Origin of the sequence: Listeria tempestatis, assembly GCF_963575625.1 — a bacterium.
GTDB lineage: Bacteria > Bacillota > Bacilli > Lactobacillales > Listeriaceae > Listeria > Listeria tempestatis.
This window is the reverse complement of sequence record NZ_CAUYTK010000004.1, coordinates 64,875-77,747: the sequence shown is the minus strand read 5'-3', so window position 1 is coordinate 77,747 and position 12,873 is coordinate 64,875. Positions and strand designations below refer to the sequence as shown.

The following is a 12,873-nucleotide window of genomic DNA, read 5'->3' as shown; positions in this document are numbered from 1 at the left end:
CTTTTTTATTTTGAAAGGGTGATTGAAATGACAAAGAAAATGAGAAGCGACAACTAACATCCAAGAGAATCACGTTTCTCTTGGCGAAATTTTAAGAGAAAACGAGGGAAAGAAATGTTAACTATTAAAGGAAAATATAATGAGGCCATTTGTTATACAGAACAAGTGGATGATGCAACGATAGGGCAAATTATGACCTTATGTAATTTAGAGTTTTTAAAGAATAGCAAAATCCGTATTATGCCGGATACACATGCAGGAACAGGGTGTGTGATTGGAACAACAATGACACTCCAAGATAAAGTTGTTCCCAATTTGGTTGGTGTGGATATCGGCTGCGGCTTGCACGTTGTCAAATTAAAGAAAAATATTAAACTGGATTTTGACAAGCTTGATAAGACCATTCGTAATCGCATTCCAAATGGGAGCGGGACACATGATTTACCGGTCGCTTCATTCAATTTGGACGAAGTTGCAGCACCCATTCGTAGAGGCTATGCGGCGAGAAGTTTAGGAACACTAGGCGGGGGCAATCATTTCATTGAAGTAAACAAAGGAAAAGATGGCATTTATTTAGTGATTCATAGCGGAAGCCGTGTTTTAGGAAAAGATATTGCAGAGTATCATCAGGAGGTTGCCTATACGAGCCTAAGTGAGGTGCGAAAGCAGTTGAAGATCGCCGCAAAAAAAGAGCCAGAGCTTATGGCTGAGCGAGAAAAATTAAGACTACCTTACGAACTCTCTTTTTTAGAAAAAGAAAAATTAGCGACTTATTTGGCGGATATGCGCATTGCGCAACAATTTGCTGCACGAAACCGCTTTTTGATGGCTGAAGTCATCTTACGAGCAATGAAGTGGAGTAAACACGTCAGCTCCCGCTTTGATTGCCCGCACAACTACATTGATTTAGAACAAAATATGTTGCGCAAAGGCGCAACTTCCGCGCAGGCGGGCGAACAAATTATCGTGCCGCTTAACATGCGAGATGGAAGCATTCTAGCAATCGGAAAAGGTAACCCTGATTGGAATTCATCAGCCCCGCACGGAGCAGGGCGTCTTTTAAGTCGAGCTAAAGCCAAAGAAAGCATTACACTGGAAAGCTACCAAAGAGCAATGAAAGGCATTTTCACAACATCTGTCTCTAAAAAAACATTAGATGAAGCGCCAAAAGCTTACAAATCTGCCAAGCAACTTGAAAAAGACGTTGTGGATACAATGGACATTCAGGAAATTATTCGCCCGTTGTACAATTTTAAAGCGTAAAAAAAGAACCAAAATCATACAGAATCCATTAAAAGGACGCTATTGTATGGTTTTGGTTCTTTTTCAAATGCTAATCATACCTTAAGGAGCTTGAATTTCTATTGTTTACCACTAGAAGGCACTGGTTTTATCACATAATAATTCTTGATTAAATACGGAATAACGGCTATGACCCCGAGTAAGCCAATTGCGCTTACAACTAGATTATTTAGAAAAAAAGATATAATTAAGAGAGCCAGTACCCCCACACTTACCAAAAGTGATGTTGGATTGGTTTGTATTTCTACCTTCTCTCCCGCACTTACTTTCACTGCTTTACTTCCAAAAAACCATTGATTAGCGCTTACTTCTGCAGAATCTTTCTGTATATTACATTCTACTTCTTCATTACTTTTTAATGCCCTTACCTTTTGCTGATCCACTTTTAAGGCAACTTTGCTCGCTGCTCCCATAAATCCTGTATTTCTTTTTATTGTTATTTTCATTTTCTTCACTCCGCTTTCTCTCATGTTATGGTATTAAAATTTAGTTGAATAGGTGGTTTTTTTGTTTATCTAACGAATAAATATTAGTTGTTCCATAAAATTAAATAACTCGTCTTCTACCAATGCATACCAAATTTATCTCATTGCGAATACGACATTCAGAAATATTTCTACTAACTCTTTAGTAGTGAGTTGCAACTTACTAGACAAAGTTTTGCTAATTGACGTCAATTGGATAGTAAAGGGCATTTTGTATTTTCAATTTTACTTGTTTTGCCAAAAAAATATATTCTCTTGCATGCTTAATTTTTCTACATGAATATCTTTACAAACTATGTTCATTGTCATAATTGATAGGTCAAGGGAACATTCCGTAAAGTTTTCATTCTCTTCATATTTTTTCAAGGAAATATCTTGTCCATCATACCCTAATTGTCCCCCTCGCATCTCCTGTACATTATCAATAGTTCTCCAATTTGAATCTGTTTCATAGCTAACTTTATAACAAGAAAAAAAGCTGATTTTCCAATAAGTTTTTTCATCATTTTCTATAAAAATATATACCTCATCACCGAAATACTGTGTTTGAATATCCAATATTGACATATCCCAATACTCGGTATTATCAATCTCATTTTGTAACAATTCAATATTCATAATATGCCTCCAAATTATTTATCAATCCAAGGAATATGTCCATCAGGACTTTTTTTATCTACAATGTTTCCTTCTATATCCAACGGATTTTTATTTTCATCAAAGATATGCATGTGTTCATAATTAGTGATTTTATCAGGTGGATCAATACGAACTCTAAAATTGCCATTTGCATCTTTAATATGAACACGACCATTATTTTCAAAAATTTGCCAATCTTTCGGTATGCTATTTCTTAGTTCGTCTAAGGACATATTGTTAATGTCCTTAGGGCTTAATTTATTCAATTTAAGTCCACTAGCTTTCTCTATTATATCATCCGCCTGTTTCCCTTTGCCACTTAAGTTCACGTCAAATTTCTGTAGAATGTCTTTGAGATTTTCGGTTCCTTGTGTGATTTTGGATGAGGCTTGGTTCGGGATGCCGCCCATGCCGACTAAGGCTAGGTTTTCTCTTGGAGGCAAATTGAGGGAGCCTTTCATGGTTGTTGCAGCTTGACCGACGGTATCCAAACCTTGTATTCCTTTTTGGGTGGCGGTGTGTAAGGCGTCTTGTGTGACGTTTTTTAGGCTCTTAATGCGTGTGCGTATTTGGGCTTGGCCGATTTTTGTGATGTCGCTGATTTGTGTTGGGGCGCTTTTTATTCCATGTGCGAATGTATCGCCTATGCCCGCTAAACGGCTTCCTGTGCGCATGGTTTGTACACCGCCAGATAGGGCTTTGACGCCGGGCAAGACGTCGAGTAAGGCGAATGTTCCGCGCGCCGCGCGTTCGGAGGTATCGAGCTCGCGGCCGCTTACCCAGTCTTTCCCCGTGATTGCGGTGCTCATTTCTAGACTACCGTATACGGCTCCTAAGGCAAGGCCGGCGGGAGGACAGAAGATGGCGACCCCGATAATCACGACTGTGGCGGCGATGTTCACCCAAAATTCTTGCTTCTGTTGTTCGTCTTTAATGGATGTGTAGCTGAAAGCGCGGGAATTTAACATGGCGGCTTGGAAATCTTGGCGGCTCACGTCTTCCCCTTGATGGGTCTTTTCCCACGCGTCAAACTGCGCTTTCATTTGGTCGGCGTAAAACGTGCTTCCGCTGAATAAATCGTCGAGGCTTACTTTGCTTTTCGGGACTTCGACTTGTTTTTGTGTGGAGCTGTTGACAAATTCCATGCTTGTTCTTGTTGCGCCGATGCGGTTTTCCGTTGTGAAAGTGGTGGCGTCTAGGTTGCGCATACCTTCCACAAAATCATCCAGTTTTTCATAAAAAGGTTGGTCGATCGTATTTTTGACGATTTCGCCGATTTGGTCGGAAAAGCGGTAAAGGACATCGAAATCTTCGAAAAGCTCTTGGTACTGGGCTTTTTGGTTCGTATGTTGGAAAGAGATGGCGCCGTCTGAATCGTAGCGGGCGATATCTTCTTCGGCTTGTTCTAAATTTTTAGATGCTTTTTTTAGTTGGTCGATGGCGCCCTTTCCCCAGGCACCTTTTCCGATGAGGTTGCCGATGCTTTTACGAGCGCGTTCAAAATCGTCTTCTATGTACTGGATGTCTTTCATCGTTTATATCCTCCCGTTTTTTATTGACACATCATTTATATACTTCATAAATAAGTGTATCATATTTAAAGTGAATATTTGTGTCTATTGTGTGAATTTTTCAGTTTATTAATCAGTTAAAATCTGACCTCGAATAAAGTATCATTTGCTTTATATATTGTTTGGCTCCGTCATCTTCCTTAGTTTCGGTTGATAGTTTAAATTTATCCTACTCAACTGATGAAAATCTCGTAGAAGTTACATTAAAAGCGAAAATAACTTAATATTAAAATGCATTCGAATAAATATTCGCTTTTATGAAATGGAATATGGGCAAAATTGAGTGGTTAAAGATGAAGGTTATGCGTTTATGAATAACTCGTGTATAAAAAACACATATTAAATACGTTTGTTCAAATTCAATGACGAAATTAAACCTCATGAACTTTATTTGTTGCGTAGTTATGAACAATTTGTTTTTTCACGCATAAAACTAGGCATTTCAGGAAGTTTTGCATTATACATGTACAAATTTTGATAGTATTAAATAGTCATCAAAATTCTTCCTAGTAGCTGAGAAGCAAATGGATTTTTACAACGTTCATATCACAGGAAAACTTAAAAATTAAGGAGATACTATGATTCCATTTTTACCAGCAGGGGCTTTATTTGCACTATGTATCTATTTCATTTTCTATTTGAGAAAGTGGATCAAATCTAAGGAAAGTGTCATCTTTATTTTTTTAAAAACATGCTTGTTTATCTATATTTGCGGCATCATCAATTATACGTTATTTCCGTTGCTTGTTGACCCAGTTTTACTACAGGATAGAGTAAAAGATTTTCAAGGGGCTTATATTAATTTTATTCCGTTCGCTACTATACTGGAGATTGCTCGTACACATTATTTTACTGCAGCCATTATGCAGGTTTTGCTCAATATTGTTTTGTTTATACCTTTAGGAATACTGGTTCCGATGTGCTTTCAAAATAAAAATTTAAAAGCAGTTGCATCCTTAAGTTTAATCGCTTCCCTTAGCATCGAACTCATACAATTTATACAAAATATAATTTACGGGGCGCCGTTTAAATTCACTGATATTGATGACGTAATCTTAAATGTTAGTGGCGGAATAATAGGTTATGGCATCTATTATTTGATTCGTCCTTTTTCCCAAGCTTTTTTAGAGCGTAGGATAGAGCGATAATATTATACCGTTTAAAAGAGTCCATTTTGGGCTCTTTTTCGCTGTCTTGCCTTTTATTTCCTGAAAAATAAAGGTCATTTTCATAGGTTTTTTTTCTTACAGCGGAAATGGTTTTCGCTATCTTGAAAAAGTATTGTGAAATAAATGGTAAATTCATATACTTAAGGCAGGAATGGGAGGAGGAGTCTTAAATTGAACAAGAAAAAAGCGACCTACAATCAACACCCGACTTTTAAGGTAAAAGGTGATTTTATAACTTGGACGGGATTTGAAGCCATCTTTAAAGAGCTTTCGAGTGCCATATTAAAGCGTGCGAAACAGAAAACTGTACTCGTTATTGAAGCATATCCAGGTGTGCGCATAGAAAATTTGAAGCAGGCGTTAGAACATCATTTTCAAGATGCGACCCATTTTTTTGCGGATGAGTTTGCCTTAAATGGTGCAGAAATTCGTGAAAAATTCGCAATGCTTATTACAGAAGACCGCGTATTTGGCCGAATGTCAACACTTAAATTGGAAGATTATTTCGAGCAAGCGAGACTAGCCGAACTAAAGCGTAATGTTGCCGCATCAACTGGTGTCACAATTGTTTTTGGAACTGGGGCTAGTTTAGCCTGTGAGGCGGATATTACTGTTTATATGGACGTTGCACGCTGGGAAATCCAGCAAAGGATGCGCACGAATGAAATGGGCAATTGGAACGACACGAATGTGGATGAGGACATTTTACGGAAGTATAAGCGAGGGTTTTTCTTGGACTGGCGTGCAGCAGACCGCTTAAAGGTGTCGCTATTTAATCAAATTGACTACTATTTAGACGATAATATTTTAGACCAACCGAAGATGTTGAAATGGTCTGATTACTGTCTTGGTCTTGAGCAAATGCTTCAAGGTCCGTTTCGTTTTGTCCCGTATTTTGATCCGGGGGTTTGGGGTGGTTACTGGATGAAGGAGAAACTGGGCATTCAGCATGAAAGTGAAAAACTTGCATGGGCTTTTGATGGTGTTGCAGAAGAAAATAGTTTGTATTTGCAGTTTGGCGACATGCGTCTTGAAACGCCAGCGTTAAACGCGGTACTGAAATACCCACTACCGCTCCTTGGCGAGCTTGTTTTTAGTCGCTTTGGTGCGGAACTTCCAATTCGCTTTGATTTTCTGGACACGATGGGCGGCGGTAACCTGAGCTTACAAGTCCACCCGAATAAAGAGTACATTAAAAAACAATTTGGCATGGACTACACCCAAGAAGAAAGCTACTATTTATTAGACGCAGAAGAAGATGCTACGGTTTATTTAGGGTTAAAAGACGATGTGGAGGCCGAGGAATTACTCGCGTCGCTCCGCAAAGCTCAAGACGGAAAAAATGAATTTGATGCCACAAAATACGTGCATACCTTTCCTGCTAAAAAGCATGACCATTTCCTAATCCCCTCCGGCACCATTCACTGTTCTGGAGCCGGCTCAATGGTCCTTGAAGTCAGTTTGTCCGCGTATATTTTCACATTCAAACTTTGGGACTGGGGACGACTCGGTTTAGACGGCAAACCACGCCCAGTTCACATCGATCATGGTGAAAAAGTAATGAATTGGGAGCGTACCGAAAAGTGGGTGGACGACCATTTAGTGAACCATTTCGAACTTATCGAGGAAAATTCTATGCATAAAAAAGAGCGGACGGGCTTATATAAAACCCAGCAAATTGTGACAGAGCGAGATTGGTTTACAGATTTTGTTGACTATGACAATACGGAAAAGACAGTAAACATGTTGAATCTAGTCGAAGGGGACAAAGTTGTGGTTGAAAGTATAGACCAGGCTTTCGAACCATTTGAAGTCAATTATGTAGAAACATTTGTCATTCCTGCACAAGTTGAAAAGTTTCGAATTAGAAATATTGGCGAAAGCGAAAAAGTAGCCATTTTGCGCGCCCGTATTCAGTAGTAATACATCAGACTGGTAGAGTTTCTATTAGTCTGATTTTTTTGTGGTATAGTCCGTTTTTTTCGTCAATCGAAAACCATTTTCGGAATCCTTGTAACCGCTTGCACGCTTGTGAGGCTATACTTATAATGAAGAAGTAAAATGCAAGACGGTAAACAATTCAAAAAATTGCTTATCTAGCTAGAACATAATTGGAAAACTGTTAATATTTTAAATTTAACAAAAAGGAGAGTTTAGGATGAAAAAATTTATATCAATTAGTTGTATAGTTGCGGTCCTAATGCTTTTAGCAAGTTGCGGGGGAGGAAGTTCTGCTAGTTCAAAAGTTGAATTTTACACGGATAAAGGCGGCGAAAATGTTGGAATTTTAAACTCAATGTCAGATAAGATTGAGGATGACGGTGGTGTAGGCTATAAAACAGTGGGCTATACGGAAGTAACTGCCTATGAAACAGCTGTCCAACAATCGCTTGATAGCGATAAAGCGCCGGGATTGTTTACTTGGTGGAGTGGGGATAAACTGAAAAAATTAGTTGATAATGATTTAGTTGTAGATTTATCAAAAGAATGGAAAGAATATTATGAAAAAGAAGGTGTCAATTCAGGATTAGCGGATGCCTTCACCATCGACGGAAAAGTTTATGCGGCACCATTTAGCGTCTTGTACAATGGAATTTTATATAATAAAAAAGTTTTTGATAAATATGATTTAAAAGAACCAGAAACATGGGATGAATTTATCCAAGTTTGCGATACGTTAAAAGAGAACAATGTAGACCCTATCGGTCTGAAAAACGATCCTTGGGCAAGTTTCTTATGGTTCCAAACATTGATTGCAAGTTATAATCCAGATTTATATGTGGGCTTAACAAACGGGGATATCAAATATACTGATCCTGAAATGAAAAAAGTAATGAAAATTTGGCAAAGTATGATTAAAAAAGGATATTTTGGTGAACCAGTTGATCCACCTTCACAAGCAAAAATGTTTTCGACTGGCGAAAGCGCAATGATATATGAACCAACAGTCACATCGACAACGCTAAAAAAAGAATACGAAATGGAACCTGGGAAAGACTTTGATGTGTTTGTAGCACCTTCAATGAAAGCAGATCAGAAAAAAGTCATCTTCTTTGAAGCATCCCCAATTGCCGTTTCAAAAAATAGTAAACAAAGTGATGATGCGAAAAAAGTATTGCAAAGCTTTTATAAAAAAGACGTGCAGCAAATCTTTGTTGATGAGGCGGGCATCATTAACACAGATAATACAAAATCCGATGACCCTGTAAATGGTGGCTTTGTAAAAGAGGCAGCAGATACAGATAAATATTCGGTTATGGTACGTTACTACGAAGCAACACCAATTGAAATTGTAAATGTAGCAACAGATGAATTGTGGAAGTTTTTCTATAACCCGACTGACAAGATGATTGACGAGACATTAAACACCATTCAAGAAACAGCGGATAGTACGTTTAAATAAAAAAATGGTGTAAAGGATGATTGGACTGGTGACAAGCAGTAAAGAATTTTATCATTTGTCATCAGTCTGATTATGGTTCATTATCATCTTTTTCAAATGATTTTACTAGGAGGGTGTGGTCACTTATGAGTCTGGAAGCAAGACCAAAACGCAGAGAGCTTAAGACATATTTATATATTGCACCGGCAGTCATTTTCGTATTTTGTTTTTGTATTTTATCAATCATTTTTACATTGTTTATTAGTTTTACAAACTGGAGCGGTCTAGGTAGCTTTGAATTTGTTGGCCTTAGTAATTATATTGCTGTTTTTCAAGATAAAAATTTCTTGTTGTCTTGCATTAATACTCTAGTTTGGGTTGCTGCCGGGCTCATCATTCCAGTTGTATTACCGCTTCTTTTTGCAATTGCAATCACAAAAAGTTCGTTTTCAACGATATTTAAAAACCTGTTTTATTTCCCGAATGCCGTTTCTGGTGTTATCGTGGGTCTCATCATGACGAGCCTTTTATCGATGTACGGCTTACCGCAACTTCTTGGAATGCTAGGGTTCGAAAACTTGGATAAAAACTGGTTGAACATTCCATATGTGAATACTGGCGTGATGATAGTAGCCGGGATTTGGCAGGGGATTGGGATGAATATGTTACTTTTTATTATTGGTCTAGTTAATATGCCAACGGAACCCATTGAGGCTGCTAAAATCGAAGGCGCTTCAGGTCTTGGCTTATACACGAAAATAATTTTACCTTTATTAAAACCGACGATTGTGGTTGTTGTTTTAATGTCACTTGTGAATAGTTTTAAAACGTTTGATAGCATTTGGATTATGACAGGCGGGGGACCGTACCGGACTTCTGAGACACTAGCTGTAACGATGTATAAAGAGTCATTTTCAAATAATCACCTGGGTATGGGTTCAGCTATCGCAGTTATGTTGTCGGTAATTATTTTAATCATCTCAATCTTTTACTTAAGAAAAACATTCACAAAAGAAGGAGGAAACTAAAATGGTAAATGCAAAAGGCTCAGGAGTTGGAAAATGGGTTATTAACATTATTCTTATTTTACTGGCAATCATTTGGATTTTTCCATTTCTTTATGTGATTGTGAATGCGGTGAAAAGTTCTGCTGAATATAGTACGGGGAATTTTTGGGATTTGCCGCAGTCATTTTCTGTAGCTGAAAACTGGGAATATTTAACACAACAAATTCAGCTTGGATCTGGTTTTATCAATAGTTTGATTTACGGTATGCTTGGCGGGGGGCTTGGGATTTTAATGGCGGCTCTAGCGGCATACGCGATTGAAACGCTGAAAATTAAACATGGTTTGCTTTGGTTTTTTGTGATTTACAGTGGAACGATTTTTCCATTTCAAGTCTACCTAATTCCGATTTTTAAAGCCTATAATAAAGTGGGGTTATATGATACGCGGACGGGCATGATTTTAATTTATGCAGCACTCATTATTCCATTTAGCGTGTTTGTTTTGCGAAACTTCTTGATGGGCGTGTCTAAAGAAATGCTTGAGAGCGCTCGAATTGACGGGGCATCTGATTTTTACATTTTCAGAAAAATTTATATGCCAATGGCTCGTGCCCCGCTTGCAGCTGTCTTTTTATTCCAATTTACATGGATTTGGAGCGATTTATTGTTTGGGATGACCATGACGAAATCCGAAACGGCACGTCCAGTTATGGCGGCAGTATCGCTACTTGGCGGCTCGACCATCCAGAAAGTACCGCCCATTTTACTTGCGGCTATCATCGTTTCGATTCCGACCATTATTTTATTTGTTTTATCACACAGAAATTTAGAAAAAGGTTTTATTGTGACTACAAAATAAGGAGTGTTAAGGAAAATGACGTTATCAAAAAAATGGAAGTTGTATTTGCTACACCATTCGCACACGGATATTGGCTACACAGAGCGGCAGGAGAAGCTAAAACGATATCATGTTGATTTTATTCAACAAGCTATTGATATTTTAAAAGAAATTGAAGACGGTAAACGGCCTGAGTGGGAAGGTTTCCGCTGGATGTGCGAAAATTACTGGCAGGTGGAAAATTTCCTGACAAATAGCAGTCCAGAAAATATTGCTAGCTTTGAGCGTTATGTTCAAGCGGGACTAATTGATATTTCCCTCAACTATTTAAACATGACGGAGCTTGTCGATAATGATGTTTTGAACAATAAACTTGCTAAGGGACGGAGCTATGCAGATCGTTTAGCTGTACCGCTCGACTCTGCGATGACAGCCGATATTAATGGTTATGCGTGGGGTTATGCGGATGCTTTAGTGCGAAACGGGATTGAAAATTTATTCGCCTGCATTCACACGCATCACGGCATGTTTCCGCTTGGCAGAAAACATAACGGTTTTTGGTGGGAAGGCCCAAGCGGTGAACGCGTACTAGCATGGGTATCCGATCATTACCATATGGGGAATGAACTTTGCCTCGTGCCGAATCACGGCATCACTTACTTACTAGAAGATCGTTTTAATGAAAAAGCAGCAGTAGCTGACTTTAAAATTGCCGAAGAACGCATCTTTAACTACATTGCGAATTTGGATAGCGATGCTGAATATGAATATGATTTCGTGCCTATTATGATTTCTGGAATGAGTACCGATAACGGGGCGCCAAACGGTCAAATTTTAGAGCGGGTGAAAGCTTGGAATGATTTGCACGGCGATGAGATTCAAATTGAAATGATTACGCTAAATCACTTTTTTGAAATTCTGCGCGAACAAATTAATGAACTGCCCGTTTACCGGGGCGATTGGAACGACTGGTGGGCTGATGGTATTGGCTCAACTCCAGCAGTTGTAAAACATTATAAAGATGCGCAGCGTAAATATCATATCGGAAAACAGTTATCACCTGAACTAACAATAGAAGATAAAGCCTACATGGATGAGGTGGAATATGAACTAACTTTGTACGCAGAACACACTTGGGGCTACTCCTCATCGGTTACAGAACCTTGGGAAACGTTAGTGAATGACTTAGATTTCAGAAAATCAGCCTATGCAATTCGTGCCAACCAACTAGCTTCACTTAAATTAGATGAAATTTTAGCCGAAAAAGGGGAAGTGACAATTCGTCCAGACCGTGAAAAATTATTTAAAGTCATCAACCCGCTTGGTATTAAACGGACAGATAGTGTATGCTTATATGTTGAGCACTGGGAAGATGTTGAAGGTGTTGAGGTCGATATTTTACTTCAAAATATGGAAGTCGTTGATGAAAAAACGGGACAAGTATTGCCATCACAAGTTCGAGAAATTGCTCGTGCAAAAGAAGTGGAAGTCGTCATTTCGCTAGAAGCATTTGAAGAACGTATTTTACGGATTCGTCCCAAAAAAGAATTACAAAAAGAAAAATATCGTTATTTAGCTGTCGATAAAATTAAAGATGTGATGTATGAAGGTTTTCAAGAGGGACTTAGAGCGAATGAACATCAGCTTGAAACAAAGTATTATGCGATGACATTTGATGAAACAAGAGGAATTGTATCGCTAATTGACAAACGCGACGGAAGTTCACTATTACGTGATAATTTAGTTCATGCGCCGTTTGTAGGGATATATGAGCGAACTGAAACGAAACCAGACGCATGGGAAGTCCGCCATACAATGGGACGAAATCGGAAAAAAGTAGGAACCAATCGTTATGTATCGGAACTAAGTAACATTCATATTGCTGAAACGGGAAGTGTGAGCGCAACAGTCGTGTTTACATATAATCTCGTTGGCACACAAATGTATGAAATTCACCTGAAAGTGTACCGTGATTCACCAAAAATAGACGTTACACTACGCTTACACAAAGATAGCGTTTGGGATCCAGAAAACCTTTATATTTCCTTCCCATTTACAACGGGCGAGAGCGAAGAGCTTTATTTGGATAAAACGGGTTGTTTAGTACGGCCTGGAATTGACCAGTTGCCACAAACGAATCAAGAGTTTTATTTAGTGCAAGAGGGGGCCGCATATGTGGGGGAAAATAAATCGCTTGTTTTTGCGATTAAAGATACGCCACTTCTTGTGTTAGGTAATCTTCAGCACCACCTCATCGAATTGTCTGGTCAAAAAGACACAACAAATAATAGTGAGCCACTTTATGTTTGGGCGATGAACAATTTTTGGGAAACCAATTTTAAAGTGGATTTGGCTGGCTTTTATGAGTTTCGCTATACCATTGCAACGATGGAAACAAATGAGGCAGCGTCTGCAATTGAAGAATGTAAAGCATACAATCAAGGCTTTTTATCGATGTATATTTAGAATAGGAGTGCAAG

General features: G+C 38.6%; 10 protein-coding genes. 7 read left to right on the top strand and 3 right to left on the bottom strand.

The window, feature by feature from the left end; translation table 11 throughout:
• Positions 1-114: 114 nt before the first annotated feature.
• Positions 115-1,263 carry an RtcB family protein gene (locus tag R8923_RS07005; protein ID WP_485872057.1) on the top strand — a complete coding sequence of 383 codons (1,149 nt, stop codon included), beginning with the start codon at positions 115-117 and terminating at the stop codon, positions 1,261-1,263.
• A gap of 98 nt (positions 1,264-1,361) precedes the next feature.
• Here the strand turns inward: R8923_RS07005 and R8923_RS07000 are convergent, their stop codons facing one another.
• From R8923_RS07000 to R8923_RS06990, 3 genes are all read right to left on the bottom strand, one after another.
• Entirely contained in the window at positions 1,362-1,748 is a 387-nt protein-coding gene (locus R8923_RS07000; RefSeq protein WP_485872056.1) for a hypothetical protein, read from the bottom strand.
• Positions 1,749-2,012: 264 nt separating this feature from the next.
• Entirely contained in the window at positions 2,013-2,405 is a 393-nt protein-coding gene (locus tag R8923_RS06995; RefSeq protein ID WP_485872055.1) for a hypothetical protein, read from the bottom strand.
• A gap of 14 nt (positions 2,406-2,419) precedes the next feature.
• Positions 2,420-3,958, bottom strand: coding sequence for a hypothetical protein (locus R8923_RS06990; protein WP_485872054.1), 1,539 nt, complete (start codon positions 3,956-3,958; stop codon positions 2,420-2,422).
• Positions 3,959-4,575: 617 nt separating this feature from the next.
• On the opposite strand from R8923_RS06990, the gene R8923_RS06985 reads away from it, so the two are divergent.
• The 6 genes from R8923_RS06985 (at position 4,576) to R8923_RS06960 (ending at position 12,859) form a co-directional block, all read left to right on the top strand.
• A complete protein-coding gene (locus R8923_RS06985; RefSeq protein WP_485872053.1) occupies positions 4,576-5,145 on the top strand; it encodes a VanZ family protein in 570 nt (189 codons plus the stop codon).
• Between the two features lie 192 nt (positions 5,146-5,337).
• A complete protein-coding gene (locus R8923_RS06980) occupies positions 5,338-7,086 on the top strand; it encodes a class I mannose-6-phosphate isomerase (RefSeq protein WP_485872052.1) in 1,749 nt (582 codons plus the stop codon).
• 238 nt (positions 7,087-7,324) lie between these two features.
• Positions 7,325-8,569, top strand: a complete 1,245-nt coding sequence (locus tag R8923_RS06975) for an ABC transporter substrate-binding protein (RefSeq protein WP_485872051.1) — start codon at positions 7,325-7,327, stop codon at positions 8,567-8,569.
• A 125-nt stretch (positions 8,570-8,694) separates the two neighbouring features.
• Positions 8,695-9,576: a carbohydrate ABC transporter permease gene (locus tag R8923_RS06970; RefSeq protein ID WP_485872050.1), complete on the top strand. Its 882-nt coding sequence runs from the start codon at positions 8,695-8,697 to the stop codon at positions 9,574-9,576.
• Position 9,577: 1 nt separating this feature from the next.
• Positions 9,578-10,414 (top strand): carbohydrate ABC transporter permease, encoded by an 837-nt coding sequence (locus tag R8923_RS06965; RefSeq protein ID WP_485872049.1) that lies wholly within the window; start codon positions 9,578-9,580, stop codon positions 10,412-10,414.
• 15 nt (positions 10,415-10,429) lie between these two features.
• Positions 10,430-12,859, top strand: coding sequence for a glycoside hydrolase family 38 N-terminal domain-containing protein (locus R8923_RS06960; RefSeq protein ID WP_485872048.1), 2,430 nt, complete (start codon positions 10,430-10,432; stop codon positions 12,857-12,859).
• The last annotated feature ends 14 nt before the right edge of the window (positions 12,860-12,873 follow it).

Coding starts and splice junctions, on each gene's coding strand:
- R8923_RS06985 (WP_485872053.1), top strand. CDS start 4,576: ATGATTCCATTTTTACCAGCAGGGGCTTTATTTGCACTATGTATCTAT.
- R8923_RS06960 (WP_485872048.1), top strand. CDS start 10,430: ATGACGTTATCAAAAAAATGGAAGTTGTATTTGCTACACCATTCGCAC.
- R8923_RS06990 (WP_485872054.1), bottom strand. CDS start 3,958: ATGAAAGACATCCAGTACATAGAAGACGATTTTGAACGCGCTCGTAAA.
- R8923_RS06970 (WP_485872050.1), top strand. CDS start 8,695: ATGAGTCTGGAAGCAAGACCAAAACGCAGAGAGCTTAAGACATATTTA.
- R8923_RS07000 (WP_485872056.1), bottom strand. CDS start 1,748: ATGAAAATAACAATAAAAAGAAATACAGGATTTATGGGAGCAGCGAGC.
- R8923_RS07005 (WP_485872057.1), top strand. CDS start 115: ATGTTAACTATTAAAGGAAAATATAATGAGGCCATTTGTTATACAGAA.
- R8923_RS06995 (WP_485872055.1), bottom strand. CDS start 2,405: ATGAATATTGAATTGTTACAAAATGAGATTGATAATACCGAGTATTGG.
- R8923_RS06975 (WP_485872051.1), top strand. CDS start 7,325: ATGAAAAAATTTATATCAATTAGTTGTATAGTTGCGGTCCTAATGCTT.
- R8923_RS06965 (WP_485872049.1), top strand. CDS start 9,578: ATGGTAAATGCAAAAGGCTCAGGAGTTGGAAAATGGGTTATTAACATT.